Annotated in this window: 18 protein-coding genes and 2 pseudogenes; 4 read left to right on the top strand and 16 right to left on the bottom strand. The window is 59.2% G+C overall.

What is annotated here, in order from left to right; translation table 11 throughout:
• Positions 1 to 33 precede the first annotated feature (33 nt).
• Both HKK52_RS18250 and hemE read left to right on the top strand, forming a co-directional pair.
• A complete protein-coding gene (locus HKK52_RS18250) occupies positions 34 to 1452 on the top strand; it encodes an FAD-dependent oxidoreductase (protein WP_157711003.1) in 1419 nt (472 codons plus the stop codon).
• A gap of 154 nt (positions 1453 to 1606) precedes the next feature.
• Positions 1607 to 2674: a uroporphyrinogen decarboxylase gene (hemE, locus tag HKK52_RS18245; RefSeq protein WP_169371984.1), complete on the top strand. Its 1068-nt coding sequence runs from the start codon at positions 1607 to 1609 to the stop codon at positions 2672 to 2674.
• Between the two features lie 59 nt (positions 2675 to 2733).
• On the opposite strand, the gene HKK52_RS18240 is transcribed toward hemE, so the two are convergent.
• The 3 genes from HKK52_RS18240 to HKK52_RS18230 all read right to left on the bottom strand — a co-directional run bounded on the left by HKK52_RS18240 (position 2734) and on the right by HKK52_RS18230 (position 5996).
• On the bottom strand, positions 2734 to 3378 hold the full coding sequence (locus tag HKK52_RS18240; RefSeq protein WP_169371983.1) for a retron system putative HNH endonuclease: 645 nt from the start codon (positions 3376 to 3378) through the stop codon (positions 2734 to 2736).
• Positions 3375 to 4640 (bottom strand): AAA family ATPase, encoded by a 1266-nt coding sequence (locus HKK52_RS18235; protein ID WP_169371982.1) that lies wholly within the window; start codon positions 4638 to 4640, stop codon positions 3375 to 3377. The genes HKK52_RS18240 and HKK52_RS18235 overlap by 4 nt, the downstream gene beginning before the upstream one ends.
• 78 nt (positions 4641 to 4718) lie before the next feature.
• A complete protein-coding gene (locus HKK52_RS18230; protein ID WP_169371981.1) occupies positions 4719 to 5996 on the bottom strand; it encodes an MFS transporter in 1278 nt (425 codons plus the stop codon).
• Between the two features lie 118 nt (positions 5997 to 6114).
• Here HKK52_RS18230 and HKK52_RS18225 point away from each other — a divergent pair, with 118 nt between their 5' ends.
• Together HKK52_RS18225 and HKK52_RS18220 are read left to right on the top strand one after the other, a co-directional pair.
• Positions 6115 to 7017 (top strand): LysR family transcriptional regulator, encoded by a 903-nt coding sequence (locus tag HKK52_RS18225; RefSeq protein WP_169371980.1) that lies wholly within the window; start codon positions 6115 to 6117, stop codon positions 7015 to 7017.
• A 350-nt stretch (positions 7018 to 7367) separates the two neighbouring features.
• On the top strand, positions 7368 to 7697 hold the full coding sequence (locus HKK52_RS18220) for a DUF6124 family protein (protein WP_169371979.1): 330 nt from the start codon (positions 7368 to 7370) through the stop codon (positions 7695 to 7697).
• 206 nt (positions 7698 to 7903) lie between these two features.
• On the opposite strand, the pseudogene queC reads toward HKK52_RS18220, so the two are convergent.
• The 13 genes and pseudogenes from queC to HKK52_RS18155 all read right to left on the bottom strand — a co-directional run bounded on the left by queC (position 7904) and on the right by HKK52_RS18155 (position 19731).
• Positions 7904 to 8605 (bottom strand): annotated as a pseudogene (gene queC / locus HKK52_RS18215) (7-cyano-7-deazaguanine synthase QueC).
• A gap of 65 nt (positions 8606 to 8670) precedes the next feature.
• Positions 8671 to 8916, bottom strand: a pseudogene (locus HKK52_RS18210) (ribosomal protein bL12); the annotation flags it as partial.
• Between the two features lie 249 nt (positions 8917 to 9165).
• Positions 9166 to 9612 (bottom strand): excinuclease, encoded by a 447-nt coding sequence (locus HKK52_RS18205; RefSeq protein ID WP_169371977.1) that lies wholly within the window; start codon positions 9610 to 9612, stop codon positions 9166 to 9168.
• 29 nt (positions 9613 to 9641) lie between these two features.
• Complete coding sequence (locus HKK52_RS18200; protein WP_169371976.1) at positions 9642 to 10868, bottom strand: beta-ketoacyl-ACP synthase; 1227 nt, start codon at positions 10866 to 10868, stop codon at positions 9642 to 9644.
• Positions 10868 to 11596 carry a 3-oxoacyl-ACP reductase FabG gene (fabG, locus tag HKK52_RS18195; RefSeq protein ID WP_169371975.1) on the bottom strand — a complete coding sequence of 243 codons (729 nt, stop codon included), beginning with the start codon at positions 11594 to 11596 and terminating at the stop codon, positions 10868 to 10870. Before fabG ends, HKK52_RS18200 begins: the two co-directional genes overlap by 1 nt.
• Entirely contained in the window at positions 11596 to 12054 is a 459-nt protein-coding gene (locus HKK52_RS18190) for a hotdog family protein (RefSeq protein WP_169371974.1), read from the bottom strand. The genes fabG and HKK52_RS18190 overlap by 1 nt, the downstream gene beginning before the upstream one ends.
• A complete protein-coding gene (locus HKK52_RS18185) occupies positions 12051 to 13247 on the bottom strand; it encodes a beta-ketoacyl-[acyl-carrier-protein] synthase family protein (protein WP_169371973.1) in 1197 nt (398 codons plus the stop codon). Before HKK52_RS18185 ends, HKK52_RS18190 begins: the two co-directional genes overlap by 4 nt.
• Entirely contained in the window at positions 13244 to 13726 is a 483-nt protein-coding gene (locus tag HKK52_RS18180; protein ID WP_169371972.1) for a hypothetical protein, read from the bottom strand. The genes HKK52_RS18185 and HKK52_RS18180 overlap by 4 nt, the downstream gene beginning before the upstream one ends.
• Positions 13726 to 14451 (bottom strand): class I SAM-dependent methyltransferase, encoded by a 726-nt coding sequence (locus HKK52_RS18175; protein ID WP_169371971.1) that lies wholly within the window; start codon positions 14449 to 14451, stop codon positions 13726 to 13728. Before HKK52_RS18175 ends, HKK52_RS18180 begins: the two co-directional genes overlap by 1 nt.
• Positions 14448 to 15695 (bottom strand): NAD(P)/FAD-dependent oxidoreductase, encoded by a 1248-nt coding sequence (locus HKK52_RS18170; RefSeq protein ID WP_169371970.1) that lies wholly within the window; start codon positions 15693 to 15695, stop codon positions 14448 to 14450. The genes HKK52_RS18175 and HKK52_RS18170 overlap by 4 nt, the downstream gene beginning before the upstream one ends.
• Complete coding sequence (locus HKK52_RS18165) at positions 15682 to 16842, bottom strand: sodium:proton antiporter (RefSeq protein ID WP_169371969.1); 1161 nt, start codon at positions 16840 to 16842, stop codon at positions 15682 to 15684. The genes HKK52_RS18170 and HKK52_RS18165 overlap by 14 nt, the downstream gene beginning before the upstream one ends.
• The gene (locus HKK52_RS18160; protein ID WP_169371968.1) at positions 16839 to 19181 is read right to left on the bottom strand and encodes an MMPL family transporter; all 2343 of its coding nucleotides are present in this window, start codon (positions 19179 to 19181) and stop codon (positions 16839 to 16841) included. Before HKK52_RS18160 ends, HKK52_RS18165 begins: the two co-directional genes overlap by 4 nt.
• Entirely contained in the window at positions 19165 to 19731 is a 567-nt protein-coding gene (locus HKK52_RS18155; RefSeq protein WP_169374261.1) for an outer membrane lipoprotein carrier protein LolA, read from the bottom strand. Before HKK52_RS18155 ends, HKK52_RS18160 begins: the two co-directional genes overlap by 17 nt.
• Between the last annotated feature and the right edge of the window lie 76 nt (positions 19732 to 19807).

Raw genomic sequence — 19807 nt, 5'->3', positions numbered from 1 at the left:
TATGCGCCTGAAGAGTTTGATGAGGTTTTAACAATGGCTGAACGTCTGAATAACGACTTCCAGTTCATCGACGTCGGGCGCAAAGATCCGAAGAAGAAACTGTTGCGTCAACGCAAGAAAGAGTTCGTGGAAATCTACGAACCGTTCAAACCCCAGCATTCGGCCGATCAGGCCCACCGCTGCCTGGGTTGCGGTAACCCGTATTGCGAATGGAAGTGCCCGGTGCATAACTTCATTCCGAACTGGCTGAAACTGGTGGCCGAGGGCAACATCCTTCAGGCCGCCGAGCTGTCGCACCAGACCAACACCTTGCCGGAAGTGTGCGGCCGAGTGTGCCCGCAGGATCGTCTGTGCGAGGGTGCCTGCACCCTTAATGACGGGTTTGGTGCGGTGACCATCGGCTCGGTCGAGAAGTACATCACCGACACCGCGTTCGCCATGGGCTGGCGCCCGGACATGTCCAAGGTCAAGCCGACCGGCAAGCGTGTTGCGGTCATCGGCGCAGGCCCGGCCGGTCTGGGCTGTGCCGACGTTTTGGTACGCGGCGGCGTGACCCCGGTGGTGTTCGACAAGAACCCGGAAATCGGTGGTCTGCTGACTTTCGGCATCCCCGAGTTCAAGCTGGAAAAGACCGTGCTGAGCAATCGCCGCGAAGTCTTCACCGGCATGGGCATCGAGTTCCGCCTGAACACCGAAGTGGGCAAGGACGTGACCATCGAGCAGTTGCTCGAAGAATACGATGCCGTGTTCATGGGCATGGGCACCTACACCTACATGAAGGGCGGCTTTGCCGGTGAGGACCTGCCGGGCGTGCACGATGCGCTCGATTTTCTGATCGCCAACGTCAACCGCAACCTGGGCTTTGAAAAGTCGCCGGAAGATTTCGTCGACATGAAAGGCAAGAAGGTTGTGGTCCTGGGCGGCGGCGACACGGCGATGGACTGCAACCGCACCTCGATTCGCCAGGGCGCCAAGTCGGTGACCTGCGCTTATCGTCGCGACGAAGCGAACATGCCGGGCTCGCGCAAAGAGGTGAAGAACGCCAAGGAAGAAGGCGTGAAATTCCTCTACAACCGCCAGCCGATCGCCATCGTTGGTGAAGACCGCGTCGAAGGCGTGAAAGTGGTCGAGACCCGTCTCGGCGAACCGGATGCCCGTGGCCGTCGCAGCCCCGAGCCGATCCCGGGTTCCGAAGAGATCATCCCGGCGGATGCCGTGGTTATCGCGTTCGGTTTCCGTCCTAGCCCGGCGTCGTGGTTCGAGCAGTTCGAGATCCAGACCGACAGCCAGGGCCGCGTCGTGGCCCCGGAGCAGGGTCAATACAAACACCAGACCAGCAACCCGAAAATCTTCGCCGGTGGCGATATGGTTCGCGGCTCTGACCTGGTGGTGACGGCGATCTTCGAAGGCCGCAATGCCGCCGAAGGGATCCTGGATTACCTGGGCGTCTAAACCCTCCGCTGATCGTTCCCACGCAGAGCGTGGGAACGATCTGGCGAGTGAAAAACCGCGACAAATTGACCCGATAGACAAAAGGTGCGGCGCTTGCCGTGCCTTTTGCGTCGCGCTCTGAGAAAATGCCCGCACTTTTTTTCCGGATGCCGACATGACTGCCCTGAAGAACGACCGTTTCCTTCGCGCCCTGCTCAAGCAACCTGTAGACGTCACGCCGGTATGGATGATGCGTCAGGCCGGTCGCTACCTGCCTGAATACCGCGCCAGCCGTGCCAAGGCCGGTGACTTCATGAGCCTGTGCATGAACCCGGAGTTCGCTTGCGAAGTCACGATGCAACCGCTCGACCGCTATCCGCAACTGGACGCGGCGATCCTCTTCTCCGATATCCTCACCATCCCCGACGCCATGGGCCAAGGCCTGTACTTCGAAACCGGTGAAGGCCCGCGCTTCAAGAAAGTCGTCAGCACGATGGCCGACATCGAAGCCCTGCCGATCCCGGATCCGCACAAAGACCTCGGCTACGTCATGGACGCGGTCAGCACCATCCGCCGCGAACTGAACGGCCGCGTGCCGCTGATCGGCTTTTCCGGCAGCCCATGGACCCTGGCCACCTACATGGTCGAAGGCGGCTCGTCGAAAGACTTCCGCAAGACCAAGGCCATGCTCTACGACAACCCGCAAGCCATGCACCTGCTGCTGGATAAACTCGCGCAGTCGGTCACCAGCTACCTCAACGGCCAGATCATGGCCGGCGCCCAAGCCGTGCAGATCTTCGACACCTGGGGCGGCAACCTCTCGGCGGCGGCGTACCAGGAATTCTCCCTGGCCTACATGCGCAAAATCGTCAGCGGCCTGATCCGCGAACACGAAGGCCGCAAAGTACCGGTCATCCTCTTCACCAAGAACGGCGGGCTGTGGCTGGAAAGCATCGCCGACGCTGGCGCGGACGCCTTGGGCCTGGACTGGACCTGCGACATCGGCGAAGCCCGTCAGCGTGTTGGCAACAAAGTTGCGCTGCAAGGCAACATGGACCCGACCGTGCTCTACGCCAAGCCAGAAGCCATCCGCACCGAAGTCGGCCGCATCCTCGCCAGCTATGGCAAGGGCAGTGGCCACGTGTTCAACCTCGGCCATGGCATTACCCCGGAAGTCGATCCGGAGCATGCGGGCGCGTTCATGCGCGCGGTGCATGAGTTGTCGGCGCAGTATCACGAGTGATGACTACCCGATAACGAAAACGCCCGGCTTATGCCGGGCGTTTTTGTTTGTGTCGATTTTCAGTGGCCGAGGAGCTGTTCCGCGTAGCGGGCGATGATGTGGTCGAAAGGTTTTTGATCGGAGATGTCAGTTGAACGAATCGCGGTGACGAGACGATTGAGGTCTTCTTCACTGGCCTGCGTGATGAATTCTTCATCGAACAGCAGCCGGATGGTGTTCTGACGACGATTGTTCAGGTAGGCAATATCTAGCGCCAACACTTCGATCATCTTCGATGCAGGCAGGTCTTCAGAGTCTGTTGGTTGGATTTCACCGGTTCTCAGATACCGGAAGCGCAGTTCACATCGTTCATCCATTGGAGAGATATGTAGCGCTTCGTCAAACCAATTGCTTTTGCGATGGCCGCAGTGCAATGGGTTGCCGGGTTTTGTCTCCCGCAGGCAAGAGGCATGGAGATTCCGATACTCCAATGCCAGTTCTTCGAAATGCTCTTGAGGTTTGAAATGCTCGATATGGCTGTTGGACGCCTCTATTTCTCTACCGCAGTAGCAGCAGAAGAATCCTTGTTCCGTTAACAAGCTGTTGTGAAGGTCGCGTTTTTGCGGGTTTTGCAGCGTTGGGTAAGTAGGAGTCCACTCATCATTTGCCGAGTTTTTCCATTCTGTAAATGAAGCAGGTTCAGTTCCTTTGAGCACTCGCTTCATTTTCCGAGGATCTCCTTGCGCCTCATCAGCGCTTCGGCTCCTGCAAACTCAGGGAGGTCAGGGGCTTTTTTCTTCAGCGCCTCAAGCTGGACTTTTGCTTTTTTGAGATCGTTGTCTTCCAGGGTGGAGAACAGCTCGGTGAGCAGTCTTTCAATTTCGGGCTCGCGTTGTGTAACACCCATGACTTCTTCCAGCACGCTGCTGGAATCCAGGCCATAGGTGACCCGTGGGTGGGATGCGTCGCCATTGTTTAGAACGATCACTTCTTCGGGTTTCAGGCTGCCGATGATTTGAGGAGAGTGGCTGGCGGCGATGAACTGGATTTTCGGAAAAGCATTCCTGAGTACCGACACTATTCTGCGTTGCCATGCAGGATGAAGGTGGATGTCCAACTCATCAATGATGATCACGCCGGTGGTTAGTGCCAGTACTTTGCTACCCATTTGCGGATTCAGGAGACAAATACGCCGTGCAATATCAGCTACGAGAGCAATCATTCCCCGTTGACCATCACTGAGATCGCTGAAGAGAACTGATTTGCTTCCGAGGGTTACTATCAAACTACGCAGGTCTAAGTCGTACTCAATGCCTTGGGACTCGGGTAATGCAATTTTCAGTGTCGAATTTACCCATTGTAATTCGTCATCAAAATGCTCTCGAGGACCTGAGCGAGACATTCTCTGAAGCCTCTCCAGAGTTTTTCCGATAACCCAGCTTTCGAACTCTTGAAGGTTGGCGGCCGCATCAAACCACTTAGAATAAGCATCAAATCTTGATGGCTGTTGCTTAACAGCAGATTCTGCTGAGGTTTTGCTCGATAGCCATCTACGATTTGCCTGGTACACGGCGATCATCGGGAGGTCAAGAGTGCTTCCGGAATCTATAAGCTCAAGTTGCTTTGATATAGCTATGTTGATGTCTACGTTAAAACTAGTTGAGACACCATTGCGTTCTTTAGATACGCTCCAAGTCTTAAAGCCAAATGCAGCTCCAGCAGCATTTACCTTTAGTGGGTAAGCCCTTTCAAATCGAAGTCGATCTTCAAATTTTTGAATAACAGATCGTGCATCTTCATCTGCTAACAGCGGAGCTGGATGTCCCAAGGAGTTGACAAAATTTCTGAAGCATAAGGCCACCGCCTGCAATAACGAAGTCTTCCCACTCCCGTTAACCCCCACCACCAGATTGAAACCCGGCTGAAAGTCGAAAGTGGCATCTTCGTAGCAACGAAAATTCTGAATGTGGAGACTGTCCAGGCGCATTCTGGCTTCCCTTTACCAAGACTGACGAATGCCGTCAGTGTACCTTGGCTCGCGATTACCGCTAGGGCGCAGTTGTGGCTAAACCTGTGCGGTGCCCGGCAACGGCGGCAACTTCGCCAGTTTCAGCGCCACCAACAGCGCAATCACCAGCAACCCACCTATAAACAACCCGATCCCGTTCCACCCGCCAAGGTGCCAGAACACCCCACCGGCCGTGCCGGCAATGCTCGACCCGGCGTAATAGCTGAACAGATACAGCGACGACGCCTGCCCCTTGGCCTTGATCGCCCGCCGTCCGATCCAGCTACTCGCCACCGAATGCGCGCCGAAGAAGCCGAAGGTGAAGATCAGCATGCCGATGATCACCAGCGGCAGCGGTGTAAACATGGTCAGCGCCAGGCCTGCGAGCATCAAGGTGATCGTTGCCCACAACACTTTGCGGCGACCCAGTTTGTCCGCCAGGGAACCGATTTTCGCCGAGCTGTAAATCCCCGACAGATACACCACCGACAGCAGCCCGACGAAGGCCTGGTCCATGTTGTAGGGCGCCGCCAGCAGGCGATAGCCGATGTAGTTGAACAGCGTGACGAAGGCGCCCATCAACACAAAGGCTTCGAGGAACAGTAACGGCAGGCCGGCATCGCGAAAGTGCATGGTGAAGCCGTCGAGCAAGCTGCGCGGGTGCATTGAGCGAGCGCAAAAGTTGCGCGATTCGGGGAGGATTTTCCAGAACACCGTCGCCGCGATCAGCGCCAGGCCGCCAATCACCAGCATCGCCGTGTGCCAGCTGACAAAGTCGATCAATACGCCAGTGATCAAGCGGCCACTCATCCCGCCAATCGCGTTGCCGCCGATGTACAAGCCCATGGCCAGGCCGATGTGCTGCGGATGGATCTCTTCGCTCAGGTAAGTCATGGCCACCGCCGCCAGGCCGCTCAACGACAACCCGATCAGCGCACGCATGATCAGCACGCCTTCCCAGCTTGGCATCATCGCGCTGGCCATTGTGCACAACGCCGCGGCGAACAACGCGGTCACCATCACCGGTTTGCGCCCGACACGGTCGGAAATCGGTCCGGTAATCAGCAGGCCAATGGCGAGCATGCCCGTAGCCACTGACAGAATCAGGCTGCTCTGCGCCGCATTGATCGAATACTCGTGGGACAGCAACGGCATCATCGGCTGCACGCAATACAGCAGGGCGAACGTCGCGAAGCCGCCAGAGAACAGCGCCAGCACGGTGCGCATGAACATCGGCGTGCCTTTTTCGATGTAGATCTCATTCAGCTCGGCGACGACATCGTCCAGCACAGTGGGCGGAACTTCATGGGCGAGTGGGGCGACAGCAGTTTTCACTTCGGACCTCGGAGGGCGCAGCCGGTCAGGCAATGAAAAAAGCATATAGCTGCCTAACGATTCAATCCAATATATTATTCGACCTGTTTAAGACGTTTTACGACCTAATGGAGTTTTCATGGAATTGCGCCATTTGCGCTACTTCATCGCCGTCGCCGAAGAACTGCATTTTGGCCGGGCTGCCCAGGTGCTCGGCATCTCCCAGCCGCCGTTGAGTCAGCAGATTCAGGCGCTGGAAGCCGAGGTCGGCGCGCGGTTGTTCGAGCGTACCAATCGTCGGGTCGAGCTGAGTGAGGCCGGTCGGTTGTTTCTGGAAGAGGCGCGGCTGGTGTTGGCCCAAGTCGACAAAGCAGCGGATGTTGCCCGTCGAGCGCAGCTGGGCGAGTTGGGCGAACTGAAAATCGGCTTCACCTCGTCGGCACCGTTCAACTCGACCATCCCCCAGGCGATCTTCTCGTTTCGCCAACGCTTCCCGGCGGTGCACCTGAACCTGCGAGAGATGAGCAGCACCCAAGTGGCCGACGCGCTGGTGGATGAGTCGATCGAAGTCGGGATCATGCGGCCGCTTGGCCTGCCGGATTCCCTCAGCGTCGTGGAGTTGATGCGCGAGCCTCTGGTGGCGGTGCTCAGTTCCAAGCATCCATTGGCGAACGACAGCGAAGAAGGCCTGTTTCTATCAGCCCTTGCCCTCGAGCCTTTCGTCTTTTTCCCACGCAGTTATGGCAGTGGTCTGTACGCCCAATTGCTCAGCCTGGCGCGGGATGCCGGTTTCAGCCCGCACTTCGCCCAGGAGGCCGGCGAGGCGATGACCATTATTGGATTGGTGGCGGCGGGGCTTGGGGTGTCGGTGCTGCCGGCGTCGTACCAGCGGATGAGGATTGATGGTGTGGTTTATCGGCCGCTACTGGATCCGGAAGCGGTGTCGGCGGTGTGGCTGGTGCAGCGCAAGGACCAGAAATCGCCGATGGCGAAGGCGTTTGTGGAGTTGTTGACGAGGAAGGTGGAACCCCTGAAATCGTGATGCCCTCTGTGGGACATTTCCGAAGCTATGTTCCGAAAGACTACAACGCCTTGCGGCGGAGCTTACGACAGGCTCAGAATCCGCCGGCTTGTACGCTTTGGGGGCCATCGGTAACTTGATTCGCATCACTGCTCATCAGTGATCGGGTTTAGTAGCTCGTGGTTACACGAAGCGTATTTGCGTTCCAGACAGTCAGGTATTTTCCATGCCTGTGCTTGATGGTAGCTGTGCGCAGGGCGCTCTCGGGCGCGCCGGTTTCGTGTCTCCCCGGTCTACTAACCTGCGTTCAGCTGCCACCCTTTTGTTTAGTAGCAATTCGGTGACGGCTCCACTTTTTTGGAGACCGAATTATGTTCAAGGACACACCAAACCCGCCGGATGGTCATTCGGCATCTCTCGACACGTCCCCGGACGCAGAAACGCTCAATCAGTCCGCCGATAACGTAGCGCCCCTCTACAAGCGAAAACCCAGCAACATCGTTTTCATCGCGCCCGAAGTCGACAACCGGACCTTGCTGGAATACGCGAGTGAATCGCTGGCATCGGCGAATGTCATGGCGAGTGATTTCGTGAGATTTCTGGAGGGATCGCAGTGCAACACACTACTTGGGATTCAGCAGTCGATCATGTTGGGAGAGCTGGCGGTCAACCGGGTGCTGGATAACTTCGACTCACCTTGAAAACGACAGAGATGATCGTTCCCACGCTCCTGCGTGGGAATGCCTCAATGGACGCTCTGCGTCCGCCTCGGCAGGGACGCGGAGCGTCCCGGGCTGCATTCCCACGCAGAGCGTGGGAACGATCAATACTTGTTCAAAAAATACGTAGCGGTGGTTCCTGCTGCATAAGAATGCAAGGGGAGTGGGCCGCGTCCCTTGCGGTATAGTTACGTAGTTATATCCAGTTTTTCCTTTAGGCTGTTCGTAATGGCTGTTTTGTTTTTCATAAAGTCATTTAAACCCTTTGCACGAAGAACGCACGCATCGCAATCGCTACACCCACTACCTATTATTCCGTTGTAACAGGAAAGCGTATGGTTATGAATCAAATCCAGCTGTTTGTAGCAGTCGGCTAGGGCCCAGGTTTCTGCTTTGTTCAACCACATGAGCGGTGTTTCAATTTGTAACTTGTAGTCCATTCCCAGTTCAACTGCGTTATTCAACGCCTTGATAAATTTGTCCCTGCAATCCGGATAGCCTGAAAAATCTGTTTCGCAAACACCTGTGATGACCGTTTTCGCACCAACTTGATAGGCATAAATAGAAGCCAGCGTTAAAAATAGAATATTTCGACCAGGCACGAATGTGTTCGGCAGGCTACCCCCTGAACTGGCAGCAATGGGTACGGGGATGTTGTCGCGAGTTAAACTGCTGATTGCCAACTCATTTAATAACGATATGTCGAGGATCTTATGTACTTTTACACCGAGCTTTTCTGAAAGCTGTTGTGCAACTTAAATTTCCGCACGGTGCCGCTGTCCATAATCAAACGTGATGCAGTGTATTTCATCGTAGTTTGGCAATGCGTGGATCAAGCAGGTTGTTGAGTCTTGGCCGCCACTGAAAACGATAACTGCTTTTGTACTCATATTCTTCATCCTTGGAAGGTCCCGAAAGGGTCGCTGGACCAAGAAGGCTGTCATCTATCTAGTGCTTATCTGATTTCAACTTTCGCTCCAGCCTCTTCAAGTATTTTTTTAATCGTCTCTGCGTTTTGCTTAGCCACTGCTGCTCCCATTGAATTAACAGTCAGAATTTGTGCTGGTGCAGCATCTACTATCGCCTTGGCTTCTTTTAAACCAAGGCCTGTACTTTCTCGAATGGCCTTTATTACGTCGGTTTTCTTCACTCCGGCATCTAACAACACGACTACGAATTCGGTTTCTTCGTACGCTGCGGCTTCTTGTTCATCGGTTGACATTGAAGGATGCTCCATATTGGTCAGGTAACTATCACGATATTTATTTTTATCAAAAAACTGACCTGTTACTTTTGACAGTTTTTAATATCGATTTGGAATAATTTCTATATGGATTTGATCTTTCTACAGATACAGGTATTGGGCGACTGCTTGGTGGATAACTGCGACTTACCTTGATTCAACGATAAAAAAAGGGCGCCAGAGAGGCGCCCTTTGTCGTTTCTGGCCTTACTGAACCTTCGCCAAATCCCCTTTCAACGCAACACCCGCCATGATCGCCCCGGCGTGGCATTCATAGTTCTTGGCGTCTTTACGCTCATTGCTCTTATAGAAACTCACAATGTTGGTCACGGCATTGGCGCCGGCGCTTTTGGCCGCCTGGTGCAGGCTGATGATGGCCGATTGCGCGACCCATTCGCAGGCCACTGTGTCGGACTTGTTGAAGGCGTTGGTTTTCTTGTTGGTCACCGAGCCTGCAGTGAGGACGGTGACGGTGCCGGCCGGGTTGTTGCCCGCCAGGTAGAACTTCACGCTGCCATCGATTTTGCCGGTGCGGGTGGCTTCGGCGACGGCTTTGTCGAAGGGCAGGTACACGGCGGTGTCACGGGCCTGGCTGATGGCCGGCAGGGCGCAGATCAGCAGGGTGGCGGCGGTAGCGAGTTTCTTGAAGTGCATGGAGGTCTCCTTGACCCTGATTAATTCGGTTACGACCAGCGGCGGAAGATCAGCGAAGTGTTGACGCCGCCGAAGGCAAAGTTGTTGTTCATCACGTATTGGTTGCTCATCTGCCGGAATTCGCCGCGCAGGTAATCGAGCTTGCCGCAGTGCGGGTCGATCTCGTCGAGGTTGAAGGTGTGCACGTACAGGTCGCGGTTCATCATTTCGATGCTGAACCACGACTCCAGCGCACCGCAGGCCCCCAACGTGTGACCGAGGAAGCTCTTCTGCGAACTGATCGGCATGTGCTCGCCGAACAGCGCGCTGGTTGCCAGTGTTTCGGCAATGTCGCCCTGTTCTGTAGCGGTGCCGTGACCGTTCACATAGCCAATGTCCGACGGCTGCAAACCGGCATCTTCCAGCGCCAGTTCCATCGCCCGGCGCATGGTCACCTGCTCTGGGCGTGTAGTGTGCTGGCCGTCGGCGTTGCTGCCGAAGCCGACGAGTTCGGCGTGGATGTGCGCACCGCGAGCCAAGGCATGTTCGAGTTCTTCGAGCACCAGCATGCCGCCGCCTTCGCCGATCACCAGGCCATCGCGGCCCTTGTCGTACGGACGTGGGCTGGTTTGCGGCGCGTCGTTTTTCAGGCTGGTGGCGTAGAGCGCGTCGAAGACCATGGCTTCGGTCGGGCACAGTTCTTCGGCGCCGCCGGCGAGCATCAGCGGCAGGCGACCGAACTTGATCGACTCGTAGGCGTAGCCGATGCCCTGGCTGCCGCTGGTGCAGGCACTGGAGGTCGGGATCAACCGGCCGGTGAGGCCGAAGAAGATGCTGATGTTCGCCGCTGTAGTGTGCGGCATCATCCGCACGTAGGAGTTGGCGTTCAGGCCTTCGGCCACCGAGTTGAGCAGCATGTTGCCGAATGCCTTGATCTCGTCGGTGCTGCCGGTGGACGAACCGCAGGCGACACCCATGCGTCCATCCTTGATCGATTCGTCACCCAACAGCCCTGCGTCGGCCAGTGCCTGTTCTGCCGCACCAACAGCGAGGCGCGAAACACGACCCATGCTGCGCAGTTGCTTGCGGGTCCAGTGGCTCGGGACCTTGAAGTCATCGATAGGGCCGGCCAGGCGCGTATTGAGTTCGGTAAAACGATCCCACTCGTCCATGCGGCGGATACCGCTACGGTTGGCCGCGAAGTTGCCGGCGATGGTGTCCCAATCGCTGCCCAGTGAGGTGATGCCGGCCATGCCGGTGACGACGACGCGCTTCATCAGCACAGGCCTCCATTGACGGCCAGAACCTGGCGGGTGATGTACGAGGCTTCCGCCGACATCAGGAAATTCACGGCGCCGGCCACCTCTTCAGGGGTGCCCATGCGTTGTGCGGGGATCATTTTCATCAGTTCTTCCACCGGCACGTTTTCGTCGAGCATTGCGGTGTCGATCAGGCCGGGTGCGACACAGTTGACGGTAATCTTGCGTTTGCCCAGTTCGATCGCCAACGCTTTCGCGGCGCCGATCAACCCGGCCTTGGAGGCGCTGTAGTTGACCTGCCCGCGATTGCCGATCAACCCGGAAACCGAGGTGATGCACACAATGCGCCCGGCGGCGCGACGACGAATCATCGGCATCATCACCGGGTGCAGCACGTTGTAGAAACCGTCGAGGTTGGTGCGCATCACCACGTCCCAATCATCCTCGCTCAGCGCCGGAAAAGCACCGTCGCGGGTCAGCCCGGCGTTGAGCACCACGCCGTAATAGGCGCCATGGGCTTCGACGTCGGCTTCGAGAATGGCTTTGCAACTGGCGCGGTCGGAGACGTCGAATTGCAGCACGCGGGCGTTGCGGCCCAAGGCTTCGACTTCGACCTTCACGGCTTCGGCCTCAGCCAGACCGCTGCGGCAATGCAGCACGATGTCATGCCCGGCCTGGGCCAGACGTAATGCGATAGCGCGGCCGATACCACGGCTGGAGCCGGTGACCAGTACGGATTCAGTCATCACTCGACTCCTTGGATTTCTTGAAGGTATTGCGCCGCTTGCGGCGGGCGGTACACGTTGAGCCGGGCGGTGGCGTGGATGCCGGGCGCGTTGATGTGGCATTCGAACACGCCCATGCCGCTGTCGTCTTCCAGGGAACGCAGCCCGTGGATGGTCAGTTCGGTGCCGGCGGGGAAGTGTTCGACGTTACATTCGAATTTGCGGGTACCGAGCAGGAAGCCCAACTCCACCGCATCACCCCGCGCACGGGCATGGCAACCGGCGTAGGCAGCGACGCTCTGGGCCATCAGCTCGATGCCGACCCAGGCCGGCAGGCTGCCGTCGGGACGGTTGAACAGGCCACCGGGCTTGACGGTGAGGCGGGTGTGAATCTGCTCGTCATCGAACGACAGGATCTGCTCGATGAGGATCATGTCGCCAGCGTGAGGCAGCAGTTCGGCGAGCGGCCAGGCAATCATGGGGCGTCTCCGATAATCAGGCTGACGTTATTGCCACCGAAGGCAAACGAATTGCTCATCAGGTAGCGCGGTGCAATGGACGCCAGGCGATCGGCCGGGGTCACCCAATTGAGGGGCGGCAGGTCCGGGTCGGGCTGGCCGTCCCAGACGTGGGGCGGCAGGGCGTGTTCGGGATTGTCGGTGCTCAGGCTCAACCAACAGAACGCCGCTTCCAGGGCGCCGGCGGCACCGAGGGTGTGGCCAGTCATCGGTTTGGTCGACGAACAGGGCACGCCGTCCGGGAACAGCGCGGCTACGGCCAGGCTTTCCATGGCGTCGTTGTGTTGGGTGGCGGTGCCGTGCAGGTTCAAGTAGCTGATTTGCGATGGCTCCAGGGCTGCGCGGCTCAAGGCTTTGCGCATGGCTTGCAGGGCGCCGCGACCAGTCGGTTCCGGTGCGGAAATGTGGTGCGCGTCGGAGCTGGCACCGCTGCCGAGCAGGGCGATCGATGGGCCGTCGCCCGGTTGCTTGCTCATCAAAAACAGCACCGCGGCTTCACCAATGTTGATGCCGTTGCGGTTGGCCGAGAACGGGTTGCAGCGCTGCTCGGACACCGCTTCCAGGGCCGAGAAACCGTTGAGGGTCAGTTTGCACAAACTGTCGACACCGCCGCACAACACCGCGTCGCACAAGCCCAGGTCGAGCAAACGCTGGGCGCTCATCAAGGCCCGGGCGCTGGAGGTGCACGCGGTGGAAATGACATAGGCCGGGCCGCTCAGTTGCAGCCAGTCGGCAAGGAAATTCGCCGGTGCGCCGAGTTCCTGCTGCCGATAATCGTAGTCGGCGGGGAATTCATGCTCGCGCAGGTAATGGGCTAACCCGCGACTGGCTTCATCGATGCCCGAGGTGCTGGTGCCCAAAACAATTCCGATACGGTCGCGGCCAAAGCGCTGGATCGCTTGATCAATCTCCGGGCGAATTTGCAGCGCCGCTTCCAGCAGCAGTTGATTGTTGCGGCTGCGTTGGTCGGCCAACTCCTGTGGAATCGGCGCCAGTTCGCCATGCACCGCTGCCACCGGCAGTGAACGTTCCGTCACCCAACCCGCCTCGCTGCGCATGCCGGAGCAATCGCCGGCAAACAGGTTGCGCGCGACTTCCCGTTTGTCGCGACCCAGGGCGCAGATCACCCCCAGGGCGTTCAACCAGGCGGTCATGGTGTGTCCCCGTTCAGCGGCGTGACTTGGTATTTCGGGCCTTTGGGCAGGTTCAATTCAAAGCTCATCGGGCGTGAGTAACGAACGTCCCAGCGCTCGGGCAAAGTCCGTTGCGCGCCATGTTGCCAAGCGACGGGGTAGTTGCTCTGCAACTCACCTTCCGGCGTCAACGCAAACAACAACGCGGCGAACAGCTCGCGGGCTTCCGGATTCGGCGGCAGCAGACCGTCGGCCTGCCAGGCGCCGTCGATCAGCTTCTGCCGGGCCTGGGGAATGCCCAGCAAATCCATCATCGACCAACGCAGCGCCGGGCCTTCCTGCTGGATCACCAGCACCCAGTCCTGACGCTGATCGGCCACCAGGCGCTGGATATGCAATTGCAGCGGCAGCGCCAGGCTCGGGCTGTGCTCGGGCAACGGCGCGCGGCTGGCGCAGGCGCTCAGCAACAGGACGCAACCCAGAAGCAGAAAACGGATCATCAGGCGTTACCTTCAAGCGGTTTGCGCGCGACCACATTGACCAGGGTTTCTTCCCGTTGGCCAAAGGGCTTGGGCTTGCGCAAGCCAAAGCGTTCAAGCAGGCCGAAATCCTTGGCGCGGCTCCACCACAGGTACGGATAAGACACGTTCTGCGGGCCGAATTCGAAACCCTGCTGGCGAATCATTTGCAGATACCCGGCCGCGCTCTTTTGCACGTGCATCGGGTGGCGGAACAACCAGCGAATCACCCACGTATCAATGTAAGCCTCGGTGGACTCGGCGAACAGCAGATAGCCGCCGGGCTTGAGCACGCGATAGAACTCGGCCAACGCCTGATCCTGTTCCACCAGATGATGAAAGGTCTGGTGACAGAACAGCAGATCGACACTGGCGTCCGCCACGTTGAGGGTCGCGCAGTCGCTGCCGATCAATTCCACGGTCATGCCCTGGCGCGCCGCCTCTTCGCCGCTGAGGTGCAGGCTGTGCGGGTCGGCATCCACGCCGATCAAACGTTGGGGCGCGAAGGTCTGGCGCAGGTACTGGAACGACTTGCCCTGGCCGCAACCGGCATCCAGCAACACCGGGTTGCTCGGTGGCGACTCGCTGAACAAGCCGCGCAAGTCATTGATCGCCACCCGCAACACATGGTGCTGCCAGGTATGGCTACGCAGGAACCAGAAACCGAAGCGTGTTTCCTCGACGTAGTTGTCGCTCAGGTAACTCATGTGGCATCCCGTGCACAAATTTCCGAAATCACCTTCAACCGGCGTTTCGCTTCGCTGACGAACGGGTTGCGTTCATCCCAGGCGTAACCGGCGAGAATCGAGGCGATCATGCGGCGGATATCGGTGGAGCTGCCGTCGTGGAAGATCACGTCCTGGAAGGTGCCGGCGTACCAGCCTTCGACGTAGCAACGGAAGGTGTCGACGCCGCGTTTCAGCGGATCGGCGAACTCGGTTTGCCAGTCGACGCTTTCGCCCTGCAATTGCCGATGCAATACAGCGGCGGCCATGCTCGCCGAGCGCATGGCGATGGTCACGCCGGAGGAGAACACCGGGTCGAGGAATTCCGCCGCGTTACCGAGTAGAGCAAAGCCTGGGCCGTGCAGGGTTTTGACGTTGGCCGAGTAGCCGCCGATGGTGCGCGCCGGGGTGTCCCACACGGCATTGTTCAGCACACCGGACAGGCTTGGGGTTTCAGCAATAAAGCCGCGCAGGCACTCGTCGAGATCATCGGTCCGGCCTTCGAAATGTTCGGCCGCCGCCACCACGCCCACCGAGCAACGGCCGTTGCTGAACGGGATGGTCCAGAACCAGATATCGCGATGAACCGGGTGAGTGGTGACGAGGATTTTGCTGCGGTCGAAGTTCGGGTGGTCGATGTGGTCTTCGACGTGGGTGAACACAGCTTGGCGCACCGGGAAATTCGACGGCGCTTCGAGGTCGAGCAAGCGCGGCAACACCCGGCCATAGCCGCTGGCATCGAGCACGAAATCGGCTTCGACGCGGTACTCGCTGCCGTCTTCTCGCAGCACCTTCAGCTGCGGTTTCGCGAGGCTGAAATCGGCGCTGACGATGGCTTCGCCATAGCGCAATTCCACACCTTGCAGCGCGGCTTGATCGGCCAGCAGTTTGTCGAAATCAGCGCGTTGCACCTGGAAGGTGGTCGGCTTGCCGTTGCTGAACGTGTCACCAAAATCGAACGCGCTGTACAGCTCGCCCCAGGCGAATGCGGCACCGGTTTTAATTTGAAAACCGGCGGCGTTCACCGCCTCAAGCATGCCGGCCTCTTCGACAAAATCCAGGCAATGGGACAACAGGCTTTCACCGATGGAAAACCGTGGGAAATGCTGGCGTTCGATCACCAGCACGTCATGACCCTTGCGCTTGAGCAGCGCGGCGGCGATGGCGCCCGAAGGCCCGGCACCGATGACCACTACCTGACGATGTTCCATTTCAACGATTGGCACGTGGACTCCTTGCCGGGGTGGCGATATTCAGCGGGATTCGATGCATGCCGGCCAGTGCCGGCAGCAGTGTCGCGATCAGGCCCATCAGCATCAGCGCAAAGTACAGCGCCGGGCTGATGAGTTGTTGTTGCAGCAGCAGGTTGAGAAAGACGATCTCGCTCAACCCGCGAATATTCAGCAGCAGGCTTTCGCGCCAGCGACTGGCGCCGTCAACCGAAACCCCGGCCCAGCCCAGGCCCAGCCAGTTGCCCAACAGTTTGCTGGCAATCGGCAACAGCAACAGCGCAGCCAGCGGCAACCAGCCGAGGTTGGCCATGGCGCTGTGCACATCGATTTGCACGATGCCGAACGTGAGGATCAGCGGGATGGCGATCCAGGTCTGCAAACGGTTCATCCACAGCGCCGGCAACGGCAACACCAGCGGCACCTTGAGCGCGGCCATGCACAGCAAATAGCCGATGCCGAAAATCAGCGCGTTGAGCTTGAAGTGCTCGGCCACCACCAGCAGCGCGAAGAAGCAGCCACTGTGCAGCAGCGGTTGGCGCAAGCCGAGCAAGCGCAACAGCACCGGCAGACAGGCACCGGCCAGAGGCAGCAAAAGACTGCTCAGGTGCAGGCTGCCCTGGGCGAAGCCGAACAGTGTCCAGCAGGTGAGGTCGATCAGGATCGCGGTCTGCACCAGGCGCCGGGTGGCGTCGGGCGGATAGTTGATGTGTCGTAGATACAGGTACAACACCGGAATCGCGGTGATGGCGAAGACCAAACCGACGGCCAGCGAGCTGATCCACGCCTGTGGCGGCAACAGCCAGACCGCCGTCGCCAAGCCGCAGACGAACGGCAGGCAAAAACTCGGCAGGGCAATTTTCAGGCTCTGGCGGTCCAGCTTCAGGTCGATCACGTCGCTGAGAATGTGCCCCAGCAGCAAGGCGAAACTCAGGCTGTAGAGGTTTTTCAGCCACACCGGGGAAATCAGGTTGGCGCCACTGAGCTGCCAGCCCGGTTCAATCCAGAAGTACATCAACAGCGGCAGACCGAACGTCGCCAGCAGCAACTGGCTGACAATCGGGATCAGCCCGAAATGCCGACCGACGCGGGTGGCCACGGCGAACATCCCCAGAGCCATCGCCCAAAACAACACGATCATCATGCTGTTGGCTCCGCGACTGCAACTGGGTGGGCCTGGCGTCCGGCCCACGGCGCGAGGATGAAACTGAACGCCAGGCCGAGGCTCACTGACAATCCGAAGTTGCTCACTGCCGGTGTGCTGGACACCGCCAGCAAACCGAACGACAGCCAAGTGGTCAGTGCCGCCAGCAAGGTGCCCAGCAGGCTCACAGCGGCGCCGCCGATCTGTTCGCGCATGAGGATCGCGTAATCGACGCTGATCGCCGTCACCAGCAGCAGGCCGAACAGGCTGAACAGGGTCAGCGGCTGACCGAGCCAACCGAGGCTGGCCAGGCTGCACAGTGCCGCGAGCAAGGGCAGGGCGACGATGCGCAGCGCGCCACTGAGGCCGAACGGCAGGATCAACACCAGCACGATCAACGCACAGGAAGCGAGTTTCAGTTCCGCAGCGCTGATCTGGGTTTCAGCGAAAACCTTGTTCAGTTCGCCGAGACGGTCCACCAATTCCACACCCGGCAAGTCCAGGGCCTGGACCCGCAGCAGCGATGGATTGTTCAAGCCTTGCAGGCTGACCATGGCCGCCACGCCGCCGTCACCGGTCGGCCCCAGCCACAGGGTGCGATAGGGTTCGGCCAACGGTCCGACCAGCGCCGCGTCGATGTCTTCGGTGGGCAGCGCCTGCAACTTCGCCAGTTCGGCCTGCAACGCCTCGACCGGAACACCGACGTCGAGCAACGGTTGCCAGAATTGCGGCAGCTTGTTCAGCGCATCGCGTACATGCTTCTGCTCACTGGGTTGGCTGACCAGTTGGTTGAGCGACAGGAAACCCTGAAGCTTGTCGAGATTGACCAGTTGCTCCAGACGATCACCGAGCGCTGCTTGGCGTTCGAGCAACTCTTGCTGGTTGGCGGCCCGGATCAGGAAAAACTGGCTGGTGGGCTGGTAGCCGGTGATGCGCGCGATGGCCTGCGCTTCATCGGTCAAGTGCTGCGGCATGCCGACCCATTGGCGAATGTCATTCTTGGTGCTGAGTTGCAACAAACCACCGACGCAGAAAGCGATCAGCAGGGCCATCAACACCGGTGTGCGCACGCGCTGCAGCAGCGCTTCACGCAGGTTCACCAGACACTCGGCCACCCGCAGCGGCCATTGCGCCGGGCGCAGGTCAGCACCCTTGAGCAGCGCCGGCAACAGGCACACTGCCGACAGGTAGGCACCGAGCAGACCGGCGGCGGAGAACACGGCAATTTGCGTCAGGGCCGGGAACGGAGTCCAGGCCAGGGCCAGATAGCCGATGCAACTGGTGATCAGGCTCAACGTCAGCCCTGGCAGGGTCAGGCGCAGGGCCGGCCAGCTGTTCCAGGGTTTCAGGCTCCAGCTCTTCGACAGGTAATGCAGCGGGTAATCGACGGCGACGCCGATCAGGCTCGAACCGAGTACCAAGGTCATCACATGCATATGGCCGAACAGCGCTACACAAGCCACGCCACCGAACAACATGCCCACCAGCACCGGAACAAACGCGAGCAACACGCGCAAACGCCGGAACGCGAGCAACAGCAGCAACAGGATGCCGAGCGTAGCGCCGCCACCGACCCAGGTCATCTCCCGAGTCGCTTGTTGCTGACCGTTGGCCGCATAGAGCAAGCCGCTGGCGGCGAGCAATTGCACGTCGCCCTGGGCGGCTTCTTCGCGGCTGCGTTTGAGCAGGTCGGCCACTTGCAGCGGCAGGTTCATGTCAAAGGCGTTGCCGGTGGTGCGCGCCCGCAGCAGCACCCAGCTCTTGCCGTCGGCATCGGCGATCAAGGCGCCGCTGCCAATATCCAGTTGCACCGCACCGTGTTGCGGCTGGCTGTTCTGGATGCGCCCGGTCAGGCCCAGCCAGTCGTCCTGGCTCGGCACCAGGCTGAAACCGGTGAAGGGGTCGAACAGCGCTTGTACCCGTTGCTGGATAAAGGCGTCGGGATGCTCGATCAGTTGTTGCCGATCCTCGTCCGAGAGCATCGCCAGCCGGCCTTGCAGCAGTTGCGTACGCAGGGCTGGCAAGTCGGCTTGCAGGGTCCACTGGACCTTCTCGAACAGACCGCTGGCTTGCCACTGCTCGCCGAGTTTCTGCGCCATGGCCACGGCGTGCTGGCGATCGGTGTGACCGACCAGCACCAGCATTTCGCGGTTCAGCGGTTCTTGCATGCGTTGTTCGGCGCGCAGTTCCAGCGCGTCCGGCGCCGTGCCGGGCACCAGTTCCATCAGGTTGGCCGACAGCGGAGCGCCGTCACGCCATTGCCAACCGGCGAGCGCGAGCACCGCCAGCAGCAGGATCAGGAACAGCCGTGGGAGCCTCCGTTCACTCGGCAAAGTCATGTTGCTCCGCATCGCTTAACGGTTGGGCGCTGGTGCTGTCCTGCATGCGCATGAGGGTGCTGTCACCCTGGGTTTCCAGCAGTTCGATGCTGTTCACCAGTTCGCCGCCATCGATGTTGATCTGGTTGAACACCTGCTTGAGCAGCATCGAGCGCGGGGTCAGGGTCAGCTTCCATTTCTGTGCGTCGCCACTCAGCGACAGCTCGAAATCCCGTTGTAGGCCGCTGCTGTCGCCTTGCAGCACGGCGAGGAACAAGCGGTTCTGCTCAGCACCGGCGCTCTTGCCCGGCAGCAATTGCCAGCCGTTGGCATCACGTCGGGCGATGCCCTTGGCGGTGATGCGGTAATCCTGTTGCAACGGGGTTTTCAGCAGCCAGAGCAAACCGTGGTTTTTCGCGAGGACGAAAGTGCCCTTGCTGGTCAGCGGCTGGGGCAGGGCACGCAGGTGTTTTTCCTGGATGAAATGGCCGTGGATCACGTCAGGCTTTGCCAGCTGATCGCTCAACTGCTGCAAATCAAAAGCCTGCGCCAACGAAGAAAACCCGAGCATCAATACCAGCGCCACCACGAACCTGTAGCAGCTGGCGAAGCCTGCGTTCGGCTGCGCAGCAGTCGCCTTGGGTTTC

Origin of the sequence: Pseudomonas sp. ADAK2 (assembly GCF_012935755.1) — a bacterium.
Classification (GTDB): Bacteria; Pseudomonadota; Gammaproteobacteria; order Pseudomonadales; family Pseudomonadaceae; genus Aquipseudomonas.
The sequence above is the reverse complement of the archived record's forward strand: the minus strand, read 5'-3'. Positions and strand labels throughout refer to the sequence as shown.

What these genes read in the sequence shown, in the direction of transcription:
- HKK52_RS18250 (WP_157711003.1), top strand. Translation starts at nt 34, where the DNA reads ATGGCTGAACGTCTGAATAACGACTTCCAGTTCATCGACGTCGGGCGC.
- hemE (WP_169371984.1), top strand. Translation starts at nt 1,607, where the DNA reads ATGACTGCCCTGAAGAACGACCGTTTCCTTCGCGCCCTGCTCAAGCAA.
- HKK52_RS18240 (WP_169371983.1), bottom strand. Translation starts at nt 3,378, where the DNA reads ATGAAGCGAGTGCTCAAAGGAACTGAACCTGCTTCATTTACAGAATGG.
- HKK52_RS18235 (WP_169371982.1), bottom strand. Translation starts at nt 4,640, where the DNA reads ATGCGCCTGGACAGTCTCCACATTCAGAATTTTCGTTGCTACGAAGAT.
- HKK52_RS18225 (WP_169371980.1), top strand. Translation starts at nt 6,115, where the DNA reads ATGGAATTGCGCCATTTGCGCTACTTCATCGCCGTCGCCGAAGAACTG.
- HKK52_RS18220 (WP_169371979.1), top strand. Translation starts at nt 7,368, where the DNA reads ATGTTCAAGGACACACCAAACCCGCCGGATGGTCATTCGGCATCTCTC.
- HKK52_RS18205 (WP_169371977.1), bottom strand. Translation starts at nt 9,612, where the DNA reads ATGCACTTCAAGAAACTCGCTACCGCCGCCACCCTGCTGATCTGCGCC.
- HKK52_RS18200 (WP_169371976.1), bottom strand. Translation starts at nt 10,868, where the DNA reads ATGAAGCGCGTCGTCGTCACCGGCATGGCCGGCATCACCTCACTGGGC.
- fabG (WP_169371975.1), bottom strand. Translation starts at nt 11,596, where the DNA reads ATGACTGAATCCGTACTGGTCACCGGCTCCAGCCGTGGTATCGGCCGC.
- HKK52_RS18190 (WP_169371974.1), bottom strand. Translation starts at nt 12,054, where the DNA reads ATGATTGCCTGGCCGCTCGCCGAACTGCTGCCTCACGCTGGCGACATG.
- HKK52_RS18185 (WP_169371973.1), bottom strand. Translation starts at nt 13,247, where the DNA reads ATGACCGCCTGGTTGAACGCCCTGGGGGTGATCTGCGCCCTGGGTCGC.
- HKK52_RS18180 (WP_169371972.1), bottom strand. Translation starts at nt 13,726, where the DNA reads ATGATCCGTTTTCTGCTTCTGGGTTGCGTCCTGTTGCTGAGCGCCTGC.
- HKK52_RS18175 (WP_169371971.1), bottom strand. Translation starts at nt 14,451, where the DNA reads ATGAGTTACCTGAGCGACAACTACGTCGAGGAAACACGCTTCGGTTTC.
- HKK52_RS18165 (WP_169371969.1), bottom strand. Translation starts at nt 16,842, where the DNA reads ATGATGATCGTGTTGTTTTGGGCGATGGCTCTGGGGATGTTCGCCGTG.
- HKK52_RS18160 (WP_169371968.1), bottom strand. Translation starts at nt 19,181, where the DNA reads ATGACTTTGCCGAGTGAACGGAGGCTCCCACGGCTGTTCCTGATCCTG.
- HKK52_RS18155 (WP_169374261.1), bottom strand. Translation starts at nt 19,731, where the DNA reads ATGCTCGGGTTTTCTTCGTTGGCGCAGGCTTTTGATTTGCAGCAGTTG.